Annotated in this window: 21 protein-coding genes; 11 read left to right on the top strand and 10 right to left on the bottom strand. The window is 70.8% G+C overall.

Annotation, left to right across the window (positions count from 1 at the left end; translation table 11 throughout):
- Positions 1–218 (top strand): hypothetical protein (locus AN218_RS36300; RefSeq protein WP_171908550.1); only part of this gene is annotated, 218 nt, incomplete at its 5' end.
- Positions 219–388: 170 nt separating this feature from the next.
- Here AN218_RS36300 and AN218_RS00715 read toward each other — a convergent pair.
- The gene (locus AN218_RS00715) at positions 389–2311 is read right to left on the bottom strand and encodes an ATP-dependent nuclease (protein WP_070014471.1); all 1923 of its coding nucleotides are present in this window, start codon (positions 2309–2311) and stop codon (positions 389–391) included.
- A gap of 508 nt (positions 2312–2819) precedes the next feature.
- Here AN218_RS00715 and AN218_RS00710 point away from each other — a divergent pair.
- Positions 2820–3194, top strand: coding sequence for a hypothetical protein (locus AN218_RS00710; RefSeq protein WP_070014470.1), 375 nt, complete (start codon positions 2820–2822; stop codon positions 3192–3194).
- A gap of 39 nt (positions 3195–3233) precedes the next feature.
- On the opposite strand, the gene AN218_RS00705 is transcribed toward AN218_RS00710, so the two are convergent.
- The 5 genes from AN218_RS00705 to AN218_RS00685 all read right to left on the bottom strand — a co-directional run bounded on the left by AN218_RS00705 (position 3234) and on the right by AN218_RS00685 (position 8390).
- Positions 3234–3824 (bottom strand): chloramphenicol phosphotransferase CPT family protein, encoded by a 591-nt coding sequence (locus tag AN218_RS00705; RefSeq protein WP_070014469.1) that lies wholly within the window; start codon positions 3822–3824, stop codon positions 3234–3236.
- 10 nt (positions 3825–3834) lie between these two features.
- Complete coding sequence (locus AN218_RS00700) at positions 3835–4266, bottom strand: hypothetical protein (protein ID WP_070014475.1); 432 nt, start codon at positions 4264–4266, stop codon at positions 3835–3837.
- An 80-nt stretch (positions 4267–4346) separates the two neighbouring features.
- A complete protein-coding gene (locus AN218_RS00695; RefSeq protein ID WP_070014468.1) occupies positions 4347–5705 on the bottom strand; it encodes a molybdopterin-dependent oxidoreductase in 1359 nt (452 codons plus the stop codon).
- A 614-nt stretch (positions 5706–6319) separates the two neighbouring features.
- Positions 6320–7222 carry a S1 family peptidase gene (locus AN218_RS00690; RefSeq protein ID WP_070014467.1) on the bottom strand — a complete coding sequence of 301 codons (903 nt, stop codon included), beginning with the start codon at positions 7220–7222 and terminating at the stop codon, positions 6320–6322.
- 910 nt (positions 7223–8132) lie between these two features.
- Complete coding sequence (locus AN218_RS00685; RefSeq protein ID WP_070014466.1) at positions 8133–8390, bottom strand: hypothetical protein; 258 nt, start codon at positions 8388–8390, stop codon at positions 8133–8135.
- A gap of 263 nt (positions 8391–8653) precedes the next feature.
- On the opposite strand from AN218_RS00685, the gene AN218_RS00680 reads away from it, so the two are divergent.
- Positions 8654–11218, top strand: a complete 2565-nt coding sequence (locus tag AN218_RS00680) for a SpoIIE family protein phosphatase (RefSeq protein WP_070014465.1) — start codon at positions 8654–8656, stop codon at positions 11216–11218.
- Positions 11219–11300: 82 nt separating this feature from the next.
- On the opposite strand, the gene AN218_RS36295 is transcribed toward AN218_RS00680, so the two are convergent.
- Positions 11301–13364 (bottom strand): hypothetical protein, encoded by a 2064-nt coding sequence (locus AN218_RS36295; RefSeq protein WP_070014464.1) that lies wholly within the window; start codon positions 13362–13364, stop codon positions 11301–11303.
- Positions 13365–13676: 312 nt separating this feature from the next.
- Entirely contained in the window at positions 13677–14117 is a 441-nt protein-coding gene (locus tag AN218_RS00670) for an ATP-binding protein (protein ID WP_338059584.1), read from the bottom strand.
- Positions 14118–14332: 215 nt separating this feature from the next.
- Here AN218_RS00670 and AN218_RS00665 point away from each other — a divergent pair, with 215 nt between their 5' ends.
- Positions 14333–15157: a helix-turn-helix domain-containing protein gene (locus tag AN218_RS00665; protein ID WP_070014463.1), complete on the top strand. Its 825-nt coding sequence runs from the start codon at positions 14333–14335 to the stop codon at positions 15155–15157.
- Positions 15154–15468 carry a DUF397 domain-containing protein gene (locus tag AN218_RS00660; RefSeq protein ID WP_244900183.1) on the top strand — a complete coding sequence of 105 codons (315 nt, stop codon included), beginning with the start codon at positions 15154–15156 and terminating at the stop codon, positions 15466–15468. Before AN218_RS00665 ends, AN218_RS00660 begins: the two co-directional genes overlap by 4 nt.
- Positions 15469–15480: 12 nt before the next feature.
- On the opposite strand, the gene AN218_RS00655 is transcribed toward AN218_RS00660, so the two are convergent.
- Entirely contained in the window at positions 15481–15966 is a 486-nt protein-coding gene (locus tag AN218_RS00655) for a Pycsar system effector family protein (RefSeq protein ID WP_079131693.1), read from the bottom strand.
- Between the two features lie 139 nt (positions 15967–16105).
- Between AN218_RS00655 and AN218_RS00650 the strand changes: the two genes are divergently transcribed.
- The 3 genes from AN218_RS00650 (at position 16106) to AN218_RS37375 (ending at position 19063) form a co-directional block, all read left to right on the top strand.
- Entirely contained in the window at positions 16106–16516 is a 411-nt protein-coding gene (locus AN218_RS00650; protein WP_070014462.1) for a hypothetical protein, read from the top strand.
- A complete protein-coding gene (locus AN218_RS00645; RefSeq protein WP_070014461.1) occupies positions 16513–18657 on the top strand; it encodes a tetratricopeptide repeat protein in 2145 nt (714 codons plus the stop codon). Before AN218_RS00650 ends, AN218_RS00645 begins: the two co-directional genes overlap by 4 nt.
- 163 nt (positions 18658–18820) lie before the next feature.
- The gene (locus AN218_RS37375) at positions 18821–19063 is read left to right on the top strand and encodes a glycine zipper domain-containing protein (protein ID WP_070014460.1); all 243 of its coding nucleotides are present in this window, start codon (positions 18821–18823) and stop codon (positions 19061–19063) included.
- Between the two features lie 69 nt (positions 19064–19132).
- Here AN218_RS37375 and AN218_RS00635 read toward each other — a convergent pair whose 3' ends face one another.
- Complete coding sequence (locus AN218_RS00635; RefSeq protein WP_070014459.1) at positions 19133–20470, bottom strand: gluconate:H+ symporter; 1338 nt, start codon at positions 20468–20470, stop codon at positions 19133–19135.
- 319 nt (positions 20471–20789) lie between these two features.
- Here AN218_RS00635 and AN218_RS00630 point away from each other — a divergent pair, with 319 nt between their 5' ends.
- The 3 genes from AN218_RS00630 (at position 20790) to AN218_RS00620 (ending at position 26160) form a co-directional block, all read left to right on the top strand.
- The gene (locus tag AN218_RS00630; protein WP_244900182.1) at positions 20790–21932 is read left to right on the top strand and encodes an L-talarate/galactarate dehydratase; all 1143 of its coding nucleotides are present in this window, start codon (positions 20790–20792) and stop codon (positions 21930–21932) included.
- A 106-nt stretch (positions 21933–22038) separates the two neighbouring features.
- On the top strand, positions 22039–25530 hold the full coding sequence (locus tag AN218_RS00625; protein WP_070014457.1) for an NACHT domain-containing protein: 3492 nt from the start codon (positions 22039–22041) through the stop codon (positions 25528–25530).
- A 294-nt stretch (positions 25531–25824) separates the two neighbouring features.
- On the top strand, positions 25825–26160 hold the full coding sequence (locus tag AN218_RS00620; RefSeq protein WP_070014456.1) for a trypco2 family protein: 336 nt from the start codon (positions 25825–25827) through the stop codon (positions 26158–26160).
- Positions 26161–26248 lie beyond the last annotated feature (88 nt).

Raw genomic sequence — 26248 nt, 5'->3', positions numbered from 1 at the left:
CGCACGGCGGCCTCGCCCTGCTGCACAACGGCGACGGCCGCGAGCGCCCGGCCACGGTGACGGTGCCGGGCAAGGGACCCGTCACCGTCGAGCTGTACGACCTGCGGGCCCGGCCCGTCGGCGGCGCCACGGCGCACCGGGGCTCGGCCCCGGCCCACGTCACCGTCCCCGCCCATGGGTTCGCGGTGCTGCGGCGGGAGGGGCACGGCGGGGTGTGACGGGAACTGAAGGGCCTGCGCCCCTACTGCCACGCCCCGAGCACTCGCGCTCTGCCTAGCGGCCACGATCGCCGACCGTGATTGACGAATCCGCCTGCCCCGACGGTTCGGTGAACTTGTGCGCATGGGCCGTAAGCCGACTGGCTACGTCTCCGAACGTCCCCTCGGGCTCATTTGACGATCGTCTTCACTCTCTCCAACAGCGCCTGGAGAACAAACGGCGGCCCAGTGACAGCGGTCTTAGTCGCCTCACGGTATGTCGCAGCATTCTTGGCTGCGAACCCGTCTCCCGACGCGATGAGCTCCTCCCTACGATCTCCCCAACGTGACCACTCAGTCTGGAGGAAAGCCTCCAAGTTCTCTTCGAAGACGGTGTAAGTATCGGCGCACTCCGTCTTGGGCCAGGGAGCAGGAGAGGCTCCCAGGTAGGCAAGAAGGTTCGAGTTCAACGCAATATCCCGCCGGGCCTCCTTCTCAATCTTTTGCTCTGCCTTCACCCTTTCCTCCTCTGTCGGGAGGTTCTCAATACCTTTCAACCTTTTCTCCATCTTGCCCCCATCCCCGTCGAACACCACGTAACTGGGCACACCCAGCGCTTGGAGAATGGCCCGACAGAGAGCGAGGTTGTCCTTGCCTCCGACGCTGATAACGCTCACCCCTCGAGCCCCCAGATTGAAATCCTCGCGCTCGGCACACCCGGCCAGGACGGCCGCGTCTGTGTCTCCCTCAACAAGCACCACCGCCCGCGCAAAGAAGCCCTCGGCCAACGCTCCAGCACACTTGATACCAGCCTGCCTCTTGATGGAACTCTCTTTGACCAAGTCGTCTGGCAGCGAGGAAATCAGCTCGGCCTCGGACACGTGACGCACGACTGTGACGGGGTGCATCTCCGTATCGTCACGGCCGAGCCGACGGATCTCGTGATAATTTCGCGGATCAATGAAGACCGGATTGTGCGTGGCGTACATCACCTGAGTCCTGCTGTCGGGAGACGAACTCACCAGCTTGCGCAACACCTCCGCGAAGGTTCGCGCTTGAGGTGGGTGCTGGAACAACTCCGGTTCCTCAACGGCGAGGCACAGCATTCGCATACCTACCTCTGGCCGCCTCCTCTCCGCCAACAGCTTGAGAGCGGCGATGATCAAAGCACGCTGGAATCCGTGCCCTTGCCGGTGAACCGAAGTCTCGGCTGCCCCGTCCTTGATAGTGACCTGGAACGACGTCTTGGCAGGCTTAGGCGCCTGAACCATCGGCGTAACGACTACCTGCCTTCCGGCAGTGAACTGCGCGACTTCATTCGAGAGCGCACCAGATAGATCGGTGAGTTTGGGGCCGTAAACCGTTCTGTGCACCTCTAGGCGCGCCTGATGCGCATTTTGGTCGATCACACCGAGTTGCTCGTTCGCCTCCATGCGGTCCACGGCATGGTCGAGGATGCGCCCGACCGCAGAGGCCTTGCGATCATCAGCCTCCTCGTATGCACGGAGGTCGGCGGAGATGAACACGAAATCGATCAGCTCTGAAAGCTTGCTCTGCCCAGCGAAGCCAAAGAAATGGGTCCCTTCGATCTCTGTCTCAGTGAGCCAATCCCGGTGGCTGCTCTCCCAGGCGACCATTGCGTCGAGCACCTCCCTCTCGCTCCCTGCACTTGGCAGGTTGAGCGAAGGATCCTCGTCGCGGAGAGCGTTGTAGGCCCTCCGCTTAGCCATGGCGCCCTCCTGGCGTCGAACCTCCTCGAACGGAGAGTATGCGAGCGCCTTACCCGTGATCTTGTCGTCACCGTTCTCCCAAGTACGCCAGATACTGACACTCTCAACACCGTCAGGCGCATAACGCCCAAGGGCAGTGCGATCGTGGTCTGTCAGTCTGTCGAACTCGACTTCGACAGATATGCGCTCACTCTCAGATGCCGAATGAACGTCGTCAGAACTCAGGGACACCGATTTCTCACCGTTGAAGAACCAGTCGAGCGCACGCAACACGGTGGACTTGCCGACGCCGGTCGGGCCGATGAAGGAGGTTATCTCCTCGAAGAAGATGTGCACGTCGTGCAGACATCGGAAGTTCTTGACATGTACTCGCTTGATTCTCACGCTTACCCTGAACGCCGTTACCGATGAAGGTAGTTCTTACTGCTGTGACGCTCTGGATGGTAACTCTGTGGTGACGAGACGTCAGCTAGTTATGTAATTTCAACCCTGATCAACGGTCCGAAGAACTTCTTCTCGATACATGCCCGATACCGGCATACCGCGGGTCCGGCCTAGAGTGCGATTGTCCAGGACGGCAAGTTCGGTGACGCAGTACACACTGCCGCCAGCGAGCAGTGAGTCGTGTGCGCAGCAACTCGGTGCTAGGCAGCCGGTCCAACGGAGGGAGGTGCCCAGTTCCGAAGCCCAAGTGCCCCCGCCCATGGGTTCGCGGTGCTGCGGCGGGAGGGGCACGGCGGGGTGTAGCGGCGAGTCGTGACGAGCCGGGCGGAGCGCTCCCGTCCGCGCCTTCGGCGCCGTACGATCCCAACGCCCCGTACGCCCCTGCCACTTCGGCGGGCGGGCACCCCCGTACGACCTTCTGCGAACGACCCGTCTGTGAGGACCCGTCATGGCCTACGGCCCGCCGCCCGAACCGCACGAGCCGGCCCCGCACGCCGCGCCGCCGCCCCCGCAGTCGCCGCCACAGCCGCAGCATTCGCCGCAGCCGCAGCAGTGGAGCGGGTCGCCCGCCGCCGCCCGCACGCCGGGTCCCGGACTGGCCGTGGCCTCCGTCGTCCTCGGACTGGTCGCGTGTGCGCTGCCGCTGCTGCCGTTCAATCTGGACCTCGTACGGCAGTACCTCACGTTCCCCTTCGGGTTCGGCGGCCTCGTCCTCGCGATCGGCGGCTGCACCGGGGGCCGACGCGGCAGGCCGGTGGCCGTGACGGGGATCGTCCTGTGCGGACTCGCCCTGGGCATGGGGGTGTTCATGGTCGCGGGCTGAACAGGAGCACCGCCGCCCGACCGCAGGGCGCAACACCGCCTATCCGGGCGGCGGTTCGCCCGCGCCCACCGCATGACGATCCCGGAGCCTGCTGAACGCCGTGGGCGCCAGCCGCCGCGGCAGGAACTCCTTGATCAGCTCGGCGCACTCCCGCGGCCCGGCCGCGGAGGTGTCGCACTCCACGTCGTACACGAGGTCGTGGCCGCCGTGCCGGTGCACCACGTCGTACTGCCGCATCGCCAGGCCCGACGGCCGGTCCCCGCGGGCCAGTTCGCGGCGTACCAGCTCCCGCGGCGGGCAGCGGACGCCGACGAATACCACGTCCTCGGTCGGCAGTACGGCCAGGCAGTCGAGCAACCGCCAGTCCTCGCTGAGCACATGGTCGACGACGACCCCGTTGCCCACCTCGGCCATGGCCGCGACCGCCCGGTGAAAGCCCATCCTGGTCCGGAGCAGGGCGGCGTCCAGGGCCTCCGGCGGCAGCGGCCGCTTCGTGCGCATCGCGTTGAAGCCGTCCACCGCCGTATGGAAGAAGACGCCGTCGTCCAGGACGGCGAGCAGCTCCCGGGCGATGCTCGACTTGCCCGAACTGGACGTGCCGTTGAGGAAGATGATCCGGCCGCTGGTCATTCGGGAATGGTCACACGGGGCCCCGTCCGGTCGCGCCGCCCGCGCGCCGTGTGCGCAGTGCCCGTGCCGCCAGGCACAGCGCCGAGGCGGCGAAGAGGCTCGCGGTGATCAGCAGCCAGCGCCCGAGGAAGACGTCCGGGTCCAGCGTCGTGTACGCGGCGTAGTGGCCGCCCAGGCCGAGGATCAGCGGGAACCAGACGGCGAACAGCACCAGCGAGACGAACGCGGGCACCCGTACGTAGTTGATCCGCTCCGCGCGGACGAGGGTTCCCGGGGCGGCGGACCGCAGCGCCCGGTCGGCCAGCGCGTACAGCGGCACCAGCACCAGGTCGTGCAGGACGGCCGCGCCCACGAACCACAGGACGACTCCGAGCACGTCGCCGTCGAGCAGCCGGATGCCGGCGTACCCGGTGAGCGCGAACGAGCAGAGCAGCAGCGGCAGTTGGAGCGGCGAGTCCGCGACGTGGGCGAACCGGCGGCCGGTGCCGCGCCCGGCACCGGCCTTCGTCCCCGTCCCGCCCGTCACGGCCGGGCTCCGAAGGTCAGTCGCGTGACCCACTTGGTGTTGTTCACACCGGGGTTGGCCGGGACGATGATCCGCGCCGGATAGCCGTGATCCGGCGTCAGGTCCGCGCCGTTGACGCGCAGAGCGAGCAGCGAGCGCGGATCGCGGACCTGGTTGGCGCGCAGACCCGCCGAGCGGAACGACCCCGCGAGCTGGGCCGATTCGACGAAGACGTCCGGCACGTCCCGCACCTCCGGCGCCTCTCGTCCGTCCGGTCCGTCCGGTCCGTCCCGTCCCTCCTGCCCGTCGACGGCGTCGAGCCTGCCGATCCCGACGAGCGCCGCCAGCGTCGTCAGCCGCAGGCCGCTCCACTCCTGGTCGTCCGTCGACCACCCCTCCACACAGGCGATGGGCAGCGCCGCGGAGTGCTGCGGCAGCTCCAACAGCCGCTGCCGCGTGAGGACTTCCTCCCGCTCGCCGAAGCGCACCGTCAGCCGCCAGCCGTCGCCGATGTCGGCGGCGCGGATGCCGCGCGACTCGGCGGTCTTGTTGATCTGGAAGCCGTTCGGGCCGGTGCCCGGATCGCGGCCGCGCGGCGCCAGCAGCGCCGTCTCCCGCAGCGGCCCGCCGATGCTCTGGCCCGCCGTCACCGCGAACAGCGCGAACGAGCCCGCGCCCACCATGCCCAGGGCGCCGCGCCGCGACATCGTCGCCGGCGCCGGGTCGGGCGCCACCAGGCCCGTCTCGTCGGGCGGTTCGGGCTCGGTGCGGCGGGCGGGCGTACGCAGTTCCGCGCGCAGACCACGGCTGCGCAGCGTCCGCACCATGAGCGGGAGACGCAGGGCGACATGGACGACGAAGGCCCCGATGAAGACCCAGGCGCCATAGAAGTGGAGCGTGTAGAAGGAGCCGGGGAAGACGTAGTCGAGCTGGACGTTGAGCAGGCCCGTGGCGAACTCGAAGAACACGCCGCCCACGAGGAGCAGCAGCGACAGCCGCTCCAGCGCGTGCCCGACCGAGCGCAGCGGCGGCCAGGCGAACAGCTTCGGCACCACCGACCACAGCTTCGCCAGCAGCACCGGCACCAGCACGACGCCGAGGGTGACGTGCACGCCCTGGTTGAGCCGGTACAGCCACGGCGGTCCGGCCGGCCAGGGGAAGAGGTAGAAGCCGAGCAGGCCCTTGTCCGGCGTCTTGTCGTTGGGCGCTCCGAGGCCCGGGTTGTACGCGGCGTACGAGAACAGCCCCGTCACGAACAGCACGGTCACCCCGACGAGCAGGACGAGCCCGAGGACGGACGTCAGCCACGGGCCGCGCAGGGGGCTGCGCCAGAACTCCGGCCGCGCGGGGCCGGGCGGCGGACCGTCCGGTCGCAACCGACGCCGTAGCCGACCGAGCGCACGGGCGAACTGGCCGCGCTCGCGGGGCTGTTCGGGGGCGCGCCGGGCGCCGTGCGGCTGTCCGCCCGTAGGGCGTTCCGCTCCGTCCGTACGGCGTTCCGCTGCGTCCGTACCGTGTGCCGGTCCGGTCGTGGGGTGTGCCGGTCCGGTCGTGGGGTGTGCCGGTCCGGTCGTGGGGTGTGCCGGTCCGTTCGTGGGGTGTGCCGGTCCGTTCGTGGGGTGCGCCGCCGCTCCGTCGGAACCGTGTGCCGGTCCGTCCGTACGGTGTTGCGGTCCACTCGTACGGTCTCCCGGCGTACGGGGATCGTCCTGTCCCGGCGTAGGGGGCTCTTCCGGGTGGTGGTCCCCGGGCTGCGTCGGCGGCATCCCGTCCTCCGCGGTGCGACGTGCGCCGGGCTCTCCGGCTGGCGCCGACGCTATGCGGGAGAGGGGCCCCGGCCCCGGAACGCGGACGACACGTCACCGGACCGTTCGATCTCCGTACGGCCCCGCACACGGCGACCGGCCTGCGCGTCCGCGTATGGAACGGGACGCACAGGCCGGCGCTCACCTCACGCGGGGAGGGCTCCCCCGCGCTGCGGAAAGGGTGTTCAGATGATGCTCACGCCGAAGGCCGACAGGGCCTCGGGCACCGGCTGGAAGAAGGTCACACCGCCGGAGGAGCAGTTGCCGCTGCCACCGGAGGTCAGGCCGAGGGCCGTCTCGCCGGCGAAGAGCGAGCCGCCGCTGTCGCCGGGCTCGGCGCAGACGTCGGTCTGGATCAGGCCCTCGACGATGCCGTCGGCGCCGTAGTCGACGGTGGCGTTCAGACCCGTGACGGTGCCGCCGTGCACACCGGTGGTGCTGCCGCTGCGCTGCACGGACTGACCGACAGAGGCGTTGCCGGCGCCGGTGATCTCCTGGTACGAGCCGTTGTACAGGGACACACGGCCGTCCGCGGCACCCGGGTCGGAGTGCTGGATCAGGCCGTAGTCATTGCCGGGGAAGCTGCTGCCGACCGTGGTGCCGATCGACCAGGAGCTGCCGATGTTGGTGCAGTGACCGGCGGTCAGCGCGTATTTGGTGCCGGCGCTGTCCTGCACGTTGAAGCCGAGAGAGCAGCGCGCGCCGCCCGTGGTGATGGCCTCGCCGCCGGCGATGAACTTCTGGATCTTGCCCTTGGTGCGGTTGATCTCCAGGGCACCGGCGTTGCGGCCGGCCTCCTGCTTGATCTTCGCGAGGTCGGCCTTCGAGACCGTGCTGTCGACGGTGACGACGACCTTGTCGCTCTGCTTGTCGGTGTACCAGGCGGCACCGCCGACGTGCGCGGTGCGCAGCGCGTCGGAGGCGTCGCTCAGCGCGGCGGCGCTGAACTCGGTGGGGGCGGGCTGCGCTGCCGATGCGCCGCTCGCCGGGAGGGCGAGGGCCGCCGCGGCGGCGAGTCCGGACGTCACTGCTATGAGCCGCACGCGTCTCGCAAGGGTGCGATGGGGGGTGGTGCGCGTGATCCTCACTGAAATTCCTCCAGTTGGGGAACGGGGGCCCGTTGGGGTGGGGGCCCGTTGGGCGCAGCAGGAAGCACACGGCACGTACGCACCGTGTCCCTGACAACGCTGAACGGAATGCTTGCCCAGGCCCCCCGTGCACGCAAGACGTTGTTTCGAAGTTCAAAGACTGAAAGATGCGAGCGGGGACGAAATGTCAGTTTGATCCACCTGATAAAGGGAGAAGCGGACGAGAACCGGCCTGCGGGATTGTTCGTGGTACGGCCAACGGTCTTACGGAGTACGGCAGTTGGGCGGGGTCCGGCCGGGGGGCGGGTTGTTACGCCGTCTCCCAACGCGGTCGCGGGCCCGGCGCGCGTCCGGCTCAACTTCCGTCGCGAGTACGTACGTTGTACTGACCCACCGTCGCCGAGAACGCTCTCCGCTCCGCGCCGGGGCGCGGATCTCCGAGCGGAGCCGGCCCAGGGCCGGGTTGCTACGCCGTCTCCCAACACGGTCGCGGGCCCGGTGCACGTCCGGCCTCAAGTCACGTAGCGGGTACGTACGTTGGACTGACCCGCCATCGCCGGGAACGCTCTCCGCTCCGCGCCGGGGCGCGGATCTCCGAGCGAGACCGAAACGGGCCATCGATCCCACCGTCTCCCGCCAGGCCGCAGGCCCAGCGCGCGCATCCGGGTCAACTTCCGTACGGGTACGGGCAGATGATCGGCGACAGGCGACCCGGCAGCTCAACCGTGGACAGGAACGGACGACCACTCGGCGCAACCCAGGCGCTCCCTGTGGAGCGCCCCCGCGCGGAGCAGGGAGAGCCACATCGACGAACCGTCACCCACCACCGGAAACCCACCACCGGCGCGCACACAGAGACGGCGCCCATCTCAACAGCGTCAGCGACGTACGCGCACGCGCCCGACCGACATCAACCCCGTTCGATCCGCGCCTGCTCGATCAGCTCCGGGTAAGCGCCCGCGGCCTCAGCCTCGTCCTCGTCCCCGCCGCCGTCCTCGTCGCCGCCCGACAGGGCGACCAGCGAGAGCGACCACGGCACCGGGCACGGCGGCGCGTGGTCCGGGTCCGGGCAGAGGAGGGCCGCGATCCGTTCGCGGATCTCCTCCGCCTGGTCAGGTGTGGCGTGGATGCCCAGCCGTAGTTCCCACAGGCCCGCCTCGTCGGACACCGCTCACCACCCGTTCCGCCGTAACGCCCGATTCCGCTCACTCAGCGCGCGCAGCCCGCGCAGCCCGCGCATCGCCCGCTCCGCCGAAGCTCCCACCCCCGCCCCCGAAGATCAACGCCCACCGGCCGGACCCCGGGGAATCCCCGGGGTCCCCCTAGGGTCGCCGGCCGGCGGCCGGCGGCCGGCCCGGGACCGCCGAGCGCGGTGCGTATACCGCTCTTATACTGCGAAAACAGTCCATTTCGACACCACACATGGAAGCGATGCCGACAGCCTCCTTCGCCCTGGATCACGGCGCCCACATCACCTCGTGGAGCGCCGACGCCGCCGCATGGTTCGGTTATGCGACGGACGAGGTGCTGGGCAGGGACGGGCATCTGCTGTTCCAGGAGGCCGGGGCGGAGGCGCTCAGCGCCGCCTCGGCCGCCGCCGCGGCCGGCGAGCACTACCACCGCGTGGTGCCCGTGCGGCTGGCCGACGGCACCGCCGTCCACGCGCTGCTGACCTGCACTCCCCTGCTCCAGTCCGACGGCCGCACCGGGCTGATGTGCCAGGTCGCCGATCTGGCCGCCTCGTACCGCAGCGAGGTGCAGACCGCGTTCATGGACGCCCTCGTACGGCGCTCGCCCTTCGGTCTGGGGATCCTGGACGACGATCTGCGCTACGTCCTGGTCAACGACGCCCTCGCCGAGTTCAACGGGATCCCGGCGGCCGAGCACGTCGGCCGCCGCGTCGGGGAGATGGTGCACGCGGCCGACGCCGGCGAGTACGAGAAGCATCTGCGCAAGGTGCTGGAGACCGGCGAGCCCCTGGAGAACGTGCTGATCACCGGCCGCACCCGGCGCCGCCGTGACGCCGACCGCGCCTGGTCGACGACGTTCTTCCGCCTCACCAGCAGCGAGGGCCGCCCCCTGGGTCTGGGCGGCCTGATCGTCGAGGTCACTCCCAACCAGGTCTCGCTGCTGGACGCGGCCGCCGTACGCCAGCGGCTCAGCCTCGTCAGCCAGGCCAGCAGCAAGGTGGGGACGACCCTGTCGATGGGCGAGACCGCGCGCGAGCTGACCGACTTCGTCGTGCCGGACTTCGCCGACGCCGCGGCCGTCGAGATCCGTACGAACCTCTCCGACGGCGGCAAGCTGCCCCCCGCCGACGAGCCCGTGACCACGATCCGGCTCGCGGGCCGCAGCGTCGAGGAGGACCCGGCCGCCCGGCTGATGTTCACCGGCCCCGGCACCGAGCACATCCACCCCGTCGGTTCGCCCTCGCACGAGAGCATGTGCACGGGCCGCCCCTGGCACCGCAAGGAGCTGGACGTCCCGCCCGCCGGACGGGCCGCGGTGAGCGAACGGGAGGCGGCGGGACGGGAGTTCGGGGAGAACGGGCCGGGCTCGCTGATCGTCGTCCCGCTCGTCGCACGCGGCGGCCACTGCCTGGGACTGGTGAAGTTCGGCCGTTCCGCCGAGCGCCACCCGCTGGACGAGGACGATCTGCGGGTCGCCGAGGAGCTGGCCGCCCGTACGGCGCTGAGCCTGGACAACGCTCGGATGTACGACGAGGAGCGGCGCATCGCCGTCGGACTCCAGCGCAAGATGCTCCCCGGCGAGCGCGACATCCCCCGGCGGCCCGGTCTGGAGATCGCCTACAGCTACTGGTCGACGACCCGTTCGGCCAACGTCGGCGGGGACTGGTTCGACGTCATCCCGCTCTCCGGGCACCGCGTCGCGCTCGTCGTCGGCGACATGACGGGCCACGACATCCACGCCGCCGCCGGCATGGGCCAGATGCGTACGGCGATGCACACCCTCGCCAAGCTCGATCTGGAACCGGTCGATCTGCTGGCGCGGCTCGAAGAGGTCGTCGAGACCAGCCCGGCCGCGTCCATGCAGCTCGCGACGTGTGTGTACGCGGTGTTCAACACGGTCACGCGCGAGTGCAGCATCGCCAACGCGGGCCACCCTCCGCCCGTGCTGTGCCACCGCGACGGCACCACCGAGATGGTGCCGGTGCCCTCCGGGGTGCCGCTCGGCGTCGGGCTCAGCGGCTCCGAGGTCACCGTCCACGATCTGGTGCTGCCCGAGGAGAGCACCCTCGTCCTCTACACGGACGGCCTCGTCGAACGCCGCGACCAGGACATCGACGACGGCATCGACGCGCTGCGCTCGGCGCTGTCCGCCTCGGTCAACCCCCCGGTCCCCGCCGTCACACCGAACGGAGGGCCGCCGGCCTGGCCCTTTCGGTCCCCGTCCTCCCGGGCCGCGTCCCCGGTACGGACCCGGCCGTCGCTACAGGCGCTCTGCGACAGCATCGTCGCCGAACTCGCCCACCCGGCGGGCGAGGACGACCTCGCCGTGCTGATGGCACGCGCGCCCGCCACCCCCGGCCACCGCTCGGCGCGCTGGCGTGTGCGGCCCGAGGGCGAATCCGCGTCCGTCGCACGGATGTTGGTACGCGACACGCTCCGCGAGTGGGGCCTGGAGGAGATGCAGGACACCACCGAGCTGCTGATGAGCGAACTGGTCACCAACGCCGTACGCCACGCACGGTCCGACATCGAGATCCAGATGGCCAAGGGCGGCACTCTGGTCGTCGAGGTCGCGGACGACGACGAGCGGCTGCCGCACCGTACGCCCGTGACGGAGGACGGCGAGTGGGGCCGGGGCCTGACGCTCGTCGGGGAGCTGGCCCAGCAGTGGGGAGCGCGTTCCATCAGCTCCGGGAAGGTCGTCTGGTTCGAACTCCCGCTTCCCGCCGACGAGGACGAAACCCCCTCGCCCTCGCCGGAGCCCCGGCCCGCACCGGGCCGACGGGGCTTTCCCGCGGGCGCCTGAGCGGTACGCGGGGCCCCGTCCTCCGGTCCCGGTCCGCAGTACGGACGTGAGCGCGCCGTCGGCCCCGCTCACTCACGCCAGGTCAGAAGCCGCCACCACCGCCGAAGTCGCCCCCGCCGCCACCGAAGTCACCTGCACCTCCGCCGAAGTCGCCGCCGCCGGAACCGAAGTCGGCACCACCACCGAAGTCACTGCCGCCCGAACTGAAATCACCGCCGCCAGAGCCAAGGTCGTCGCCACCGAAGTCACCGCCACCGGAACTGAAATCACCGCTGCCGGAGCTGAAGTCGCCTCCGCTGCCGCCGAATTCGCCGCTGCCGGAGCCGAAGTCCCCTCCGCCATCGCTGAAGTCGGCCCCGCCACCGAAGTCCGCGCCGCCGGACCCGTCAGGCGCGGCCGGTGTCTCGGCTCCGGCCGGGGCCTGTGCTTCAGGCGTACCGGAGCCGTCGGGGGCGGTCGGCGTCTGCGTCTCAGGCGCGGACGGCGTCTGCGTCTCAGGCGCAGGCTGGGCTTCGGCGCCGGCCGGAGCCGGTGCCGGCGCCTGCGCATCAGGCGCGCCCTGCCCGCCCGATGTGCCCGAACCGGCGGGCGCAGTCGGGGCGTTGACAGCCGGGGCGTTGGCAGCCGGGGTGTCCTGGGGCCCCAGCGGGACATTGGCGGTCGCGTCGACCTCGACCCGGCCTTCCACCGTGAATCCCTTGCCGGCGGCTTGCGCGGGGCCGCCCGAGAGGCCCAGCTTGAACGAGGGCGGAGACTGAGTTCCGTCGCTCGCCGGTGGCGAGGCCTCGACGCTGAGCTTGCGGCCCCCGAGATCGACCTGCTGGCCCTCCGTCGTGCTGAGCTTGATCTCGCCGTCGGGATTGACGTCCAGCGACACCTTCCCCGACGTCGTGGTTCCGTCCGGGCTGTTCAGCTCGACCGTCCCCGAACCGCCGCCGGAGAACTCCCTCGTCACAGGGTTGAAGTTGACCCTCGCCTCGCCCTTCACGCTGGCGGCCGGGGACGCGAGCGAGACGTTGCCGCGGAGATTGACCCCGGCCGCGGGTGCGGAAAACGTGCCGACGAACGACCTGTTGCCCCCGACCCCGAGGCCGCCCCCGCCGGAGATCGTGATCGTCTTCGAGTTGACTCCCGCCTGGATGAAGGCGAACGAGTTCGGACCGGTGGGAATCTCGATCCTGCCGCCGGTCACCGCCTCGGACTGCTGCGGAGCCGCCGCCGGGGCGCGCGGAGCCTCAACCGGAGCCGGGGCCTGCACCGTTCGGGGAGCCTCGGCCTGCGCACCCTGGTTCTGAGCCGGCAGCGGAGCCGCCGCCGGGGCACCCTGGTTCGGGGCGGGCAGCGGAGCCGGGGTCGGCGCCTGGACCTGCGGCGCATTGCCACCGCCCTCGTCCGCACCCGGAGCGCCCTGAGCGGTCTGGCCGCCCGGTGTGTCCGCGGCCAACGCCTGGGGGTTGAAGTGCAGGTCCTGGCTGTCGGCGTCGTAGATCTGGTAGCCGCGCTCCTGGAGTCCCAGGAAGGCAGCCGTACGTTCGTCCTGGCTGACACCGCGGTCCGGGCCCAGCCGGCCGATCAGCTCCTGCGTGGACATCGACCGTGCTGCGCTCATCCGGTCGGACGCCACGGTCATGGGCTGGAAGTACAGGCTGTTGGTTCTCGGGTCGGAGACGAACGTCCCGCGGTTTCCCAGCTCTTGGGCGGCCGCCCTGCGCTCGGCGGTGCTGTTCGCGCAGTCGGGACGCAGCTCGTCGATGAGCTGCCGTGTGGACTTCGTACGCGCGTCGCAGTCCTGTGCCGCAGACCGTGCCGCCGGTCGGTCGCTCTCCGGGACGCGGGCATGACCGGCCACCCTGTGGGACGCGGGTGCCCGACCGATCACCCTGTGGGAGGTGCGCGCCTGACCGACCGCTCGGTGAGGGGCGATGTCGGTGGGCTCGTAACTCGCCGGGTCGACGTCCTCGTACGAGGCGTCGGCGAGCGAGAGTTGGGTGTCGGACGCCTGGCGCTTGGCCGTTCCGTCCGCGAAGACGGTACTCGCCGCGCCGGCCACGGCCGCGCCGGAGACCAGCCCGGCCAGGGCCTTGCCCAGGATGTTGTTCCGTGCCGCTCTCGGTGATCTGACCCGTCGGTGCTTTCCCTTTCCCATGGCGCTTCCTTGTCTGCCCGACCCTCACGCGAGGGAAATGATGATCCGGAAGCCGCCGCACGACGGAGCCCCGGCTGTCTCACGTCCGACTGTCAGCAGCATGCTGGCATGTACGTGTCAGCCGCCCCCGGATTTCTCTCCAACGCGCTAAGAACCGCCTTGTTCTGAAAAGACCGCCGTTCCAGGGGTGTTGAGCGGTCATGACCGACATGACGGGTGTGTACCGCTTCGGGAGGCGGTCCCTCACCGGCACCGGCCGGCGAAGAACCGCCGTACGGTCTCCCCTCGTACGGTCCCTCTCCTCCGCTCCCGTTACGAGGCGGGCACGAAGGACACGGGGACGGACACCTCCGCCCACACCGTCTTGCCGGGATACGTGGGACCGGCCGTCGTCACGGCCCAGCGCTCCGCGAGCTGCGAGACGAGCAGCAGTCCGCGCCCGTTCTCGGTGTCGGGTCCGGTCACCCGGCAGGCGGGCCGTAACTCGCCACGGGTGTCGGTGACTTCGATACGCAGCAGACCGGGCGGGCAGGTCAGTACGACCCGGAAGTCACGGCCGGGCACATGGCCGTGGCGTACGGCGTTGGCGGTGAGTTCGCCCGCGATGAGCGTCATCGTCTCGTTGGGCTCGGCGCCGTACGGATGACCCCAGTCGGCGAGCCGCCGCGCCACCAGCCGGCGGGCGAGGCGTGCGCCACGAGGGGTCGAGGTGAACCGCATCGCGAATCGGGGACGCACGGCGGCAGCGGTCACCGAGAGTGCAGGCTGAGGCCCGACCTCCGTGCGAGCGGCGGGATTCGCCGCTTCGGATTTCTTCGACATGACCCTGAGCGTGTCGTTCCGCACCTACTGTGACCAGCAGATCACACGGTACGGAGGCTTGCTGTACCGGCCAGACGTACGAACTGACCGGTCCCGCCGGACAGTTACCCACCGTGAGAGACCACGAAGGTGTGGAGAGACAGGACATGACGGACCAGAACGACGACGAGGAAGGCTCCGACGCCTTCCTGAAGTGCTTCGGCAAGCAGCTCAAACTCTTCCGGAAGCGCGCCGGGTTGACCCAGGCGGAGCTGGGCGGCCGGATCGGCTACAGCCTCGATCAAGTCGCCTCCGCGGAACGCGGACGGCGCATCCCGCAGCCGGAACTGATCGACGGGGCGGACCGCGAACTCGACGCGGGCGGAGTGCTCAGCGCGATGAAGGAGGAGGTGGCGAGGGCGAGTTATCCCGCGTTCTTCCGCGATGCGGCGCGGATGGAGGCGGAGGCCGTCGAACTGCACGCGTACGACACCCATGTGCTCAACGGGCTGTTGCAGACGGAGGATTACGCGCGGGCGGTCTTCACGATCCGGCGCCCGCTGCTCGACGAAGAGACCATCGATGAACGGCTGGCAGCCCGCCTGGCCCGGCAGGAGATCTTCCAACGGCGCCCCGCACCGACCCTGAGCTTCGTCATCGAGGAGCCGGTCCTCCAGCGGCCCCTTGGCGGAATCCCGGTGCTGCGTGGCCAGTTGGAACACTTGCTCCTTTTGGGCCAGAAGCGCAACGTGGAGATCCAGGTCATGCCGTGCGACCGTGAGGACAACGCAGGAATGGACGGACCCTTCAAGCTGCTCACCCACAGGGACAGCAATCAGGTCGCCTATATGGAAGCGCAGGGGCGCAGTACAACGGCCACTGCCCGGGAGGAAGTCCGCTCCATCGCGGCCCGGCATGGAATCATCCGTGCGCAAGCACTCACGCCACGTGAGTCACTGGTCTTCATCGAGAAGCGACTAGGGGAACTGTGAGCATCTACCGAGCCACCACCGGCGAGTTGACCTGGTTCAAGAGCAGCTACAGCGGCGGCGAAGGCGGCGACTGCCTCGAAGTCGCCGTCGAGTGGCGCAAGAGCAGCTACAGCGACGGCGAGGGCGGCAACTGCGTCGAGGTCGGCGCGGACTGGCGCAAGAGCAGCTACAGCGGCGGGGACGGCGGCGACTGCGTCGAGGTCGCCGACTGCCCCGGGACCGTCCACGTACGGGACTCCAAGGACACCGGCGGGCCCGTGCTTTCCTTCCGCTCCGACGCGTGGGCGGAGTTCGTGGAGTTCGCCGTCTGACGACGGCGTTCCTCACGCCGCCCAGGCGAGCACCGCGGCCAGGGCGAACAGGCCGATCCCGGCGAGGGTGCAGTCGACCGCGGCGCGGATCAACCGGAACTTGCGGGTGGCGAGTTGGGCCATGAACCGCAGATGGTCCACGCGGTAGCCGGACGTCAGCTCGGCGCGCAGCCGGGCGTCGTCCAGGCCCGGCCAGCTCGTCCAGCCGCCGCCTCCGAGATCGGGTCGTACGGCGATGAGCAGGAGGACGGTCGCGGCCAGCAGCGCGACGGCGCCAAGGGCCGCGGCCACCGTCGCCGGGATGGTCAGTTCCAGATCACCGGCGGCCGAGACGAGCCCCACCAGCGCGGCACCGGTCAGGGCGAGCAGCAGGCTCGCCTTGACCTCCGTGCGCGCCAAGTCCCCTTGCAGCGCGGTGACGGTGGCGGCGATCCGCTCCTGCTCCCGGTGCCGGTCGCTCTCGTGCTGCGGACCGGGGGACGGGGTGGTGGTTCCCATCGGGCGTCTCTCCTTCCGTGCCGTGGCCGTACGGAGCGCGCGCTCGGGTGGGCCGGTGTCCCCAACGTCCCATCGTCCGGGAGCACTTGGACGTCGTAGGGTACGAGGAGTCGACGTCGAGCTTTGACCGGGGGCGGGTGTGGAACCGGAGATCGCCGCGTTAGCCAGTACAGCGGGGACGACGATCGTCACGCTGATGGCCACGGACGCATGGCAGCGGCTGCGCGACGGGATCACCGCGTTGTGGCGCCGTGGACAGGCGGACCGCGCCGACGCCGTCGCCGCCGAACTCGACGCCGGGCGCGAGGAACTCCTCGCCGCGTCCGCGTCCGGTGCCGCCGACCTCGAAGGCGATCTCCAGGCCGAATGGCAGGGCCGCGTCCGCAGGCTGCTCACCGTCCAGCCAGAGCGGGCCGAGGAACTGCGGCTGCTGCTGGAGGAGTTCGCCCCGCCGCCGGAGACCGCGCCCTCGGTCGCCCAGCACGCCACCGCCTCCGGCAGCGCCAGGGTGTATCAGGCGGGGCGCGACCAGCACGTCTCCGAACGGTGAGCGGTACGCAGGACGGCCGCGCCGACGGCGAAGGGCGCGTCTTCCAGGCGGCCGGCGACCAGCACATCACGGAGCACCATCACCACGGGGAGACGGCCGCGTCCGGCTGGGCGGGCACCGAATCGGTGCGGCAGCCGACGGGCGGCCGGGAGGCGGCGCTGCTGCGGGACCGCACCGAACTCATGGAGACGCTCCGGTCGGCCGTACGCGGGGACGCCGCCGGCCAGGTCTTCGTACTGCACGGCCTCGGCGGCTGCGGCAAGACGGCGGTCGCCCGCGCGCTGTTCCGATTCGCCACGGACCAGGGCCGCATCGGCCTCTGGGTCAACGCCGCCGACCGCACCAGCCTGCGCAGCGGGATGCTCGCGGTCGCCGCCGACCGGGGCGCCGGCGACGGCCAACTGGCCGCCGCCCGGAACGGGATGAGAGCACCGGCAGACCTTGTGTGGGACCGGCTCGACGCGTCGGAACAGCCCTGGTTACTCGTGCTCGACAACGCCGACGCCCCGGAGATCCTCCAGGAGGGCGGCTGGCTGCGCACCAGCCCCCGCGGAACGGTCCTGGTCACCACGCGCCGTTCGTCGGTCGGCTTCTGGCCGCACGCCGAGCTGCACCACGTCGGCGTACTCCCCCGTGACGCCGCCGCACAGGTGCTGCACGACCTGGCTCCGGAGACCGGAACAGTCGAGGAGGCGGCGGAGATCGCGGAGCGGCTGGGACGGCTGCCCCTGGCGCTGATCCTGGCCGGAGGCTTCCTCTCCCACCAGGTGATCGACCCGTGGACGATGACGAAATACGGTCAGCGCCTCAGTGGCGACGGGAGCCTGGAACTCATCGACCAGGGTGCTGTGGCGTATCCGCAAGGAGACGCGCGCCAACTGATCAACAAGACATGGCAGTTGTCCCTGGACGCGCTCGCCGGGCACGGAGTCCCCGAGGCTGCGGAACTGCTGCGGCTGCTGGCCTGCTACGGGCCCGATCCGCTTCCGCTCGCGGTGCTGAACAGCCCGCGCATCGAGAGCGTACTTCCGAGGGCGCGCTCCGAGGCGGCGTTACGGGGACTGCTCGATCAGTCCCTGACGGCGCTGGTCGACCCCGGAGTGCGGTGCGTGCAGACCCACGCACTGCTGCTGACCAGTGTCGCGGGCAGCGCTCCGCCCGAACGGTTCGCCCAACTCACCGGTACGGCGACGCGGTTGCTGGACGAACTCGTACCGGCCGTGCCGGAGCGGGGACCGCAGGACCTGCGGCTGCGCCTGGCCGCGCCGCACGTCGTCGCCCTGCTGCGGCAGACCACGGACGTGCCGGTGGTGGAAGAGGCTCTCGACGTCGCCGTACGGCTGGCGTGTGCCCTGCACCGTACGGGCGACTACCTGTCCGCCTGGGAGCTGGCCGCCGACGCGGCGGCCACCACGGAACCGAAACTCGGTGCGGACCACCGACTGGTGCTGTCCGCACATTCACGGACCGGCCGGGCGCTCTTCCGTCTCGGCAGGTTCGAGGAGTCCGAGACCGTACTGCGCCGCGTACTCGCCGAGCGTGAACGGCTCTTCGGGCCCGACGACCCCGACACCCTGGACGCCTGCTTCGGTCTCAACCACCCCCTTCAGCAACTGGGGCACAAGGAGGAGGGCGTCGGACTGCTCCGGCGCTCCGCCGAGGGACGTCGTCGGCTCCTCGGAGAGGAACATCCGCTCACGCTGCAATCCCGGGCTCATCTCCTGGAGTTCCTGCCCGCCGACGAACTCGCCGCCGAGATCGACGGTGCGGCGACACAGCTTCCGCAGGAGTGCGCCGCACACCTCGGCCCCGGGCACGCCGTCACCCTGGGATCGCTGCTCAGCCATGCCTTCGCACTCGTCCGGCTGGGCCGCTTCGAGGCGGCCGACGAGGAGGCACGCCGGGCCGCGGAGGAGTACCGCAGCCGCCACGGCGCGGACTACGCGCTCACGCTCTCGGCACAGTTGGTGTGCGCACGGGTACGGGCGGGTCTCGGGGACACGGACTCCGCCGTGGAGTTGATGGCGTCGGTGGCACAGCGGCGCGAACAGTCCCTCGGCGCGGAGCACCCGTACACGGTCCGCAGCTACGCATTGCTCGACGAGTACCGGGCCCAGGCCGGAGGTACGGCCGCCGGCTGAACGCCCGTCCCGCCCTCGACTGGCGTTCCGGTTCCTCCCGACATGCGCCGTTTACCGCACAGTTCGGCGGTCCTGTCCCTCACCGTCCGACGGGACGTGACGAAGGGCACGACCGCGGCGCCCGACGGGTTCCCCCTCCCCCGCTCTCGTGCACAATGGCCCGATGACTGAGGCAAACGGGGAGAGCGCCCGCAAGTCCGGGGGCAACAGCGGCAAGAACAACGCCATGGGCGTCGCGATCGGCATCGCCATCGGTGCGTTGATCGGCGGTCTCATCTTCGACAACATCGCCATGGGCATCGCGGTGGGGATTCCCATCGGTCTCGCGATCGGGATGACCGGCTTCTCGCGTGGCACGTCCGGGAAGAGCGGCAAGGGCGGCACGACTTCCTCGGACGGCTCCTGACCCGTTCCCGATCCGTTCCCGGCCCGGGTCGACGAACCCTCGCCGCCCGGGTCAACGGGCCCTCGCCGCCTACACGTTGAGCGCGTCGAGGGCCGCCTCCAGGACGAGCACGCCGCCGAGTCCCAGGATCGCGAGCACCGTCGTGTAGGTCGTACGTGCCTTGATGGCGTCGACGACCGACAGGTTGAAGTACTCCTTGAACATCCAGAAGCCCGGGTCGTTGACGTGTGAGAAGGCGATCGACCCGCAGGAGACGGCGAGCACCATGACCTCGGGGTGCACGCCGCTGCCGGACAGCAGCGGCAGGACGACGCCCGAGGCGGTCACGACGGCGACCGTCGCCGAGCCCAGTGCCACGCGGAGGATGACCGCGATGAGCCACGCGAGGATGATCGGCGAGATCGGCCAGCCGTGGGCCGTGTCCTTGATGTAGCCGGATATCCCGCCCTCGGTGAGGACCTGCTTGAACGCGCCGCCCGCGCCGATGACCAGCAGGATCATCGCCATCGCCTGCGCCGCCGAGGCGCATGACGCGGCGACCTCCGACAGGCTGCGCCCGATGCGCGGGCCGAACGCCCAGGCCGCCAGGAGCAGCGTGAGCAGCAGGGCGATCGGCGGCGCACCAGCGAAGGCGACAGCGCCGAGCAGGGGGCCGGAGCCGGAGGCGGCCATGTCGGTCACGGCGGCGCCGGCGATGAGCACGACGGGGAAGAGGGCCACGCTCAAGGACCACGCCATGCCGGGCATCTCCTCGTCGGTGAAGACCCGTTCGCTGACGAGGCCCTTGGGGATCGAGGGGTTCATGGCCCGTACGAACGGCAGACGCGGCCAGAGCAGCGCGATGAGCGCGCCCAGGGGTACGGCGATGAACAGGCCGTAGAGCAGCGTCACTCCGACCGAGGCGTGGAAGGACGCGGCGACGGCGGTGGGCCCGGGGTGCGGCGGCAGGAAGCTGTGCATCGTGGACAGGGCGATCGACATCGGCAGCCCGACCCACAGCAGGTTCTTGCCGGAGACGCGGACGATGGTGAACGCGACGGGCACGATGATCACGAAGGCGACCTCGTAGAACATCGTGACGCCCAGGAGCATCGCCGTGACCACCATGGCGATCTGCACCCGCTGGTGGCCGAAGGCGTCCAGGAGCCGGTCCGCGACGCGCTGCGCGGCGCCCGAATCCCCCATCACACGGCCGACCATGGCGCCGAGGCCGATGGTGAGCATCGTGTCGCCGATCTGGTCGCCGATGCCGGCGGAGAGGACGTCCGGGATCTTCGCGGCCGGTATGCCCTGGACCAGTCCGACGGCGACGGCGACGAGCAGCAGCGCGGCGAAGCCGTTGAGTTTCAGCCTGGTCATCAGGAAGAGCAGGACCAGGACGCTGATCCCGACGGCGACGAGTGGCATGCGTCAACTCCTCCGTGAGGCAGGCGGGGACGGGACGTCGGCGGGGCGGCTGCCCGGCGCGGAGGTTCAGTGATGTGAACCGGTGGGCGGGCAGGGGCAGTTCGGGGGTTCGGCTCCGTGGACCGTGCGTGGGGACGGCACGTGGGACGTCTTCATACGGAGATGCTGTCCACGTATGAGAATGGAGGCTAAGGTTGCGCCCAGGCAGGGTCAATGGGTGTGCAGCGGCGGAGCGCAGCCGTCATCTCCGGCCGCCCGGCGGCCCGTTGACCCGTTGGCCCGTAACGCCCCACCGGCACCAACACCCCGGGACACAGCCGTGAACGCACCGCACAGCGCCCCCGACGCCATCCGCCGGATCCGGCTCTCCTCCGTCCGGCTCCCCCTCGCCGTGCCCGTCAGCGACGCCAAGGTGCTCACGGGCAGACAGCGGCCCATGACCGAAGTCGCCCTGCTCTTCGCGGAGATGGCGACCGAGGACGGCCATGAGGGGCTGGGCTTCAGCTACTCCAAGCGCGCGGGCGGGCCGGGGCAGTTCGCGCACGCCGAGGAGGTCGCGCCCGACCTGCTGGGCGAGGACCCCAGCGACATCGGCAGGCTCTGGACGAAGCTGGTGTGGTCGGGCGCGTCCGTGGGGCGCAGCGGACTGGCCACACAGGCGATCGCCGCGTTCGACGTCGCGCTGTGGGATCTCAAGGCACGCCGGGCCGGGCTGCCGCTGGCCAAACTCCTCGGCGCCCACCGCGACTCCGTGCGCTGCTACAACACCTCGGGCGGCTTTCTGCACACGCCCCTCGACCAGGTGCTGGACAACGCCTCCGCCGCCCTGGAGGCGGGCATCGGCGGCGTCAAGATCAAGGTGGGCCATCCCGACCGCCGGGAGGATCTGCGCCGGCTGACCGCCGTACGCGAACACCTCGGCGAGGACGCGGCGTTGATGGCCGACGCCAACCAGCAGTGGGACCGCCCGACGGCACGGCGGATGGGCCGCGCCCTGGAGGAGTTCGGGCTCGTCTGGCTGGAGGAGCCGCTGGACGCGTACGACGCACAGGGGCACGCCGCCCTCGCCGCGAGCCTCGACACCCCCGTGGCGACGGGCGAGATGCTCGTATCGGTCGCGGAGCACGCGGAGTTGATACGTACGGGCGCCGCCGACGTGCTGCAACCCGACGCCCCGCGCATCGGCGGCATCACACCGTTCCTGAAGCTCGCGGCGCTCGCCGAACACCAACACCTCCCGCTGGCACCGCACTTCGCGATGGAGATCCATCTGCATCTCGCGGCGGCCTATCCGTACGAGCCGTGGGTCGAGCACTTCGACTGGCTGGAGCCGCTGTTCGAGGAGCGTATGGAGATCCGCGACGGGCGCATGCTGGTGCCCCGGCGGCCGGGGCTGGGCGTCACGCTCAGCGGGCGGGCACGCGAATGGACCGTGGCGGAGCGGGAGTTGGGACACGCCTGAAGCACGGCCCCGACACGGCGCTCCCCCGGACACCGGCGCGGACGGGGAACCGCCCACGCCCGCACTCGCGTTGCCCTACCGTCGGAGCGACGAGGGACGGGGGCACATGGCGGGCAGCGCACCAAGACCGGGACCGCGAGCGGCGGCGACGACGGGTCCGTCGGGACCGGAGCCGTCCCGTATCGCCGCCGTCCACGGCAGCAGCCAGGGCAGCGGCTATCTGCTCTCGCCCCGGCTCGTCCTGACCGCCGGACACGTGGTGGAGAACCGCTATCTGGTGAAGGTGGCGGCGCTCGGCGGCGTCGGCCAGGTCGAGTGCCGCGTGGTGTGGGCACGCCGCGACCGCGAGTGCGACGCCGCGCTCCTCCTCGCCAAGCGCGATCTGCTCCCCGCCGAGCAGACCAGGGCGCTCGAACTCGGCGCCGTGCGCTGGGGGATGCCGCTGGCACTGGAGACGATGGACGCCTGCCAGGCGATCGGCTTCCCGCAGGTGCAGCGCGGCGACGGCGGGGAGCTGGACACCGAGCAGATCACCGGCACGTTCAAGCCCGGCTCGCGCATGGTCCGTGCCCGCTACGTCCTCGACAGCCCGTACGCCCCGCCCTTACCCCGCCGCGACGGCGGCTCCCCGTGGGCCGGGATGTCGGGCGCCGCGCTGTTCGCGGAGGGCACGATCATCGGCGTCGTCGTCGCCGATCCGCACGGCTGGCAGCACGGGCGCATCGAAGCCGTACGCAGCCGGGTGCTCTTCGAAGACCCGGAGTTCACCGAGCAGTTGGTGAAGCACACCGGGCACCGGCCGACCGTGATCGAGTTCTCCGGCGAGGAGCACAACCCGCACGCCGAGTTCGAGCGGCGGTACGCGGCGTACGTGGCCGAATACCACAGCGAACTGACCATCTTCGGCCTGGACTTCAGCCGCCAGGAACACGCCCAGTGGCCCCTGGACACGGCGTATCTCAGTCTCGAACTGGCGCCCCACCACAGCCGTGAGCACCCCTCGGGCGGCGCGCACGAGCCCGCCCTCGGCGAACCGGCGGGCGGCGGACGGCAGCGCGTGGAGTCGGCCTTCGCCCGGGAGCGGCGCATCCTGCTGCGGGGGCTGGCCGGGTCCGGCAAGACGACGCTCGTGCAGTGGCTGGCGGTGACCGCCGCACGCCAGGACTTCCCCGCCGGGCTCGGCCACTTCCAGGGGTGCGTGCCCTTCGTCCTGCCGCTGCGGACGCTCGCGCGGCGCGGATCGCTCCCGGCGCCCCACGAGTTCCTCACCGCCGTCGGCAACCCGCTCGGCGCCGCCCAGCCCGAGGGCTGGGCCGACCAGGTGCTCTCCTCCGGGCGCGGCCTGCTGCTCGTCGACGGCGTGGACGAGGTGCAGGAGCGGGACCGGGAGCGCACCCAGAAGTGGCTGAAGAGCCTGATCACCCTCTACCAGGACTGCGTCTACCTCGTCACCACGCGCCCCTCGGCCGTCGCCGACGGATGGCTGCACCACCAGGACTTCACCGAGCTGAATCTGCTGCCGATGAACCGCCAGGACGTCACGGCGTTCCTCGGCCGCTGGCACGACGCCGCCACCGAGGCCGCCGGGCGGCCCGAGGACAAGGCCCGGCTGGAGACGTACCGGAAGAACCTCACCGATGTCCTGCCGCGCAAGCCGGACTTGGCCCGGCTCGCCACCAACCCCCTGATGTGCGCGATGATCTGCGCCCTCAACCGGGACCGGGACTCCTACCTCCCGCAGAACCGGCTGGAGTTGTACCGGGCGGCGCTCAGCATGCTGCTGGTACGGCGCGACGTACAGCGGGAGCTGCCGCGCGGCACGGAGGCGGACGGCGGCGGCAGCGCGGCCGGCGACGCCGGCGTCAGCGGCGCGCAGGAGGCCCTGCGCCAGGACGAGGACGCACAGCGGCAGTTGCTGCAGGACCTGGCGTACTGGATGATCCGCAACGGGTACGTCGAGGTGGGCCGCCCGGAGGCGCTGCGCATCGTCGCGCAGACGCTGCGCTCGATGCCGCAGATCGCCCCGCCCGAGCAGGCCGGCGACGTCCTGGAGCATCTGGTGCTGCGCTGCGGTCTGCTGCGGGCGCCCTCGCCGGAGACGGTGGAGTTCGTGCACCGCACCTTCCAGGACTATCTGGGCGCGAAGGCCGCCGTCGAAGGCCAGGACCTCAACCTCGTCGCCGCGCACGCCCACGAGCCGCAGTGGGAGGACGTCGTGCGGATGGCCATCGGCCACGCACGCGCCGGTGAACGGGCCGTACTGCTGCGCCGCCTGCTGGAGTTGGGCGACGCCGCCGGGCACCCCCAGCGCGAGCGGCTGCATCTGCTCGCGGCGGCCTGCCTCGAACACGCCACGTCGCTGGACCCGGAGGTGCGCGCGGAGGTGGAGGCGCGGGCGGCGGCCCTCGTCCCGCCGGGAGACCTGGCGGAGGCCGAGATGCTCGCCGAAGCCGGGACGGTCGTCCTCGGTCTGCTTCCGCCTCCCGAGGCGCTGACCGCCGCACAGGCCCGGCCGGTGGCCCACACCGCACGGCTGCTGGGCGGGGAGCACGCCTTCCAGGTGCTGCGCGCCTTCCGGGAGAGCACGGATCCGTCCGTACGGCAGGAACTCGCGGGCGCCTGGGACCGGTTCGACGCCCGTACCTACGCGAGCGACATCCTGAGCCATATGTCCCTGGAGGGCGTACGGCTCGTGGTGAACGGTCCGGAACAGCTCGCCGTGCTGCCCGTCGTCGGGGCCGTACCGAGCCTGTGGTGCGCCGGCGGCTTCGGGGCGGAGGAGCTGGCACCGGCGCTGCGCAGCGCCGCCCCGCGACAGCTCACGTTGCAGTCCGACGACAGGCTGCCCGACCTGGAGTTCCTGACGGAGTGCGCGCCGGAGCTGACCGATCTGCATCTGGCCGACTGCGGCGGGCTCGTGGACTACTCGGCGCTCGCCCGGCTCGGTCTGAGCTCCCTCACGCTCCAGAACATGCCGCACGGCCCGGACTTGAGCCCGCTGCGCGAGGCGACGACGCTGCGCGAGGCGACGTTCGCCTGGCTGCGGTCGGGCCCCTCGCGCAGACTCCGGGCGGCGGACGTGCCGTTCGCGCCCACCCTGGAGACGCTGGTCTTCCTGGGCAATCTCTACCTTGAGGATCTGGGGGGCCTGGCCCGCTACGACCGGCTGCACCTGCTCCATCTGCCGCAGGTGCCCGTGCCGGTGCGGTCCCTGGAACCGCTCCGGCGACTGGCCGCGCTGCGTGCGGTCTTCATCACCACGATCGGGCTGTGCCGGTCGGCGGAGCGGACCGTCGTACCGCTCCCGGCGATCACCGACGCGACCGTCGAGACGCGTGAGAGCGCGGGCCGCTGCACGGCGGAGGGGCTTCGCAGCCTGTTCCCGTCCCTGCGGAGGCTGCGGCTGCATCTCGCGCCGGGTCCGGAGACGAGGGAGGTGGACCTGTCGGCGCTCGCGGGCATCCCGGACCTCTTCGTCTCCGTCCGCTCGCACACGCGCACGCCGCGCATCACGGGTACGGAGGAGCTGCCGGAGGGCTCATTCGCCGTCGGGGAGCGGGACCAGGAGAACCGGCCCATGGCGCCCCGACTGCCGTGACGGCGCGGGGAGTTCGACGGCCGCCACCGCAGCCGGTCACCGCGCCGTCCGCTGCGTACCGGTCCGGGCCGTGCCGTACCGTCGAGCCCTAGGGTCTGTCTGACAAAGGGCGTCGTGCGCAGTCTGGCGTGGGCGGCGGTGTCTGGTGCGTGCGGTCGCAAGGCGGAGGAGGAGAGCGCAGCGGGCTGCGCCGACGATCGACAACGCAACGAACGTGCGTGCCAGGCGCCGCCGCCCAGACGAGATTTGTCAGACAGACCCTAGCAGCGGCGGGCAACGGGGAGGCCAGGGACAGTGCCGGACTTCGACAGCGTCGAACTCACCACCGCCGTACAGGCGATCAGGGACCAGCTCACCCGGGCCGCCGAGGCCGCGGCGGACGAGCCGCTGCGCTTCGACGTCGGCGAGATCCAGATGGAGTTCGCGGTGGAACTGCGCCAGGACGCCGCCGCCAAGGGCGGGTTCAAGGCGTGGGTGCTCAGCGCGGACGCCGAGGCGAAGGCGGGCCGCAGCCGCACGCACCGGGTCTCCTTCACGCTCACACCCAGGAACGCCGCCACGGGGGACGGTCTGCGGATCGGCAACGAAACCCCCGGCGGCACCGACGGGTTCGGGCACGCCGGGCCCTGACGCCTCGCCTCACGCGGGGACACATCCACACGGCCACACCACCGCCCGGACGGCGGCGCGGACGCCCCGGTGGGGGGCCGGGCCGGGG

Source organism: Streptomyces nanshensis (assembly GCF_001751255.1).
In the GTDB taxonomy this organism is placed as follows: Bacteria; Actinomycetota; Actinomycetes; order Streptomycetales; family Streptomycetaceae; genus Streptomyces; species Streptomyces nanshensis_A.
The sequence above is the reverse complement of the archived record's forward strand: the minus strand, read 5'-3'. Positions and strand labels throughout refer to the sequence as shown.

Excerpts from the sequence above, each read along its gene's own strand:
- AN218_RS00710 (WP_070014470.1), top strand. The coding sequence starts at position 2,820 with ATGGCCTACGGCCCGCCGCCCGAACCGCACGAGCCGGCCCCGCACGCC.
- AN218_RS00705 (WP_070014469.1), bottom strand. The coding sequence starts at position 3,824 with ATGACCAGCGGCCGGATCATCTTCCTCAACGGCACGTCCAGTTCGGGC.
- AN218_RS00680 (WP_070014465.1), top strand. The coding sequence starts at position 8,654 with ATGCCGACAGCCTCCTTCGCCCTGGATCACGGCGCCCACATCACCTCG.
- AN218_RS36295 (WP_070014464.1), bottom strand. The coding sequence starts at position 13,364 with ATGGGAAAGGGAAAGCACCGACGGGTCAGATCACCGAGAGCGGCACGG.
- AN218_RS00665 (WP_070014463.1), top strand. The coding sequence starts at position 14,333 with ATGACGGACCAGAACGACGACGAGGAAGGCTCCGACGCCTTCCTGAAG.
- AN218_RS00655 (WP_079131693.1), bottom strand. The coding sequence starts at position 15,966 with ATGGGAACCACCACCCCGTCCCCCGGTCCGCAGCACGAGAGCGACCGG.
- AN218_RS37375 (WP_070014460.1), top strand. The coding sequence starts at position 18,821 with ATGACTGAGGCAAACGGGGAGAGCGCCCGCAAGTCCGGGGGCAACAGC.
- AN218_RS00635 (WP_070014459.1), bottom strand. The coding sequence starts at position 20,470 with ATGCCACTCGTCGCCGTCGGGATCAGCGTCCTGGTCCTGCTCTTCCTG.
- AN218_RS00625 (WP_070014457.1), top strand. The coding sequence starts at position 22,039 with ATGGCGGGCAGCGCACCAAGACCGGGACCGCGAGCGGCGGCGACGACG.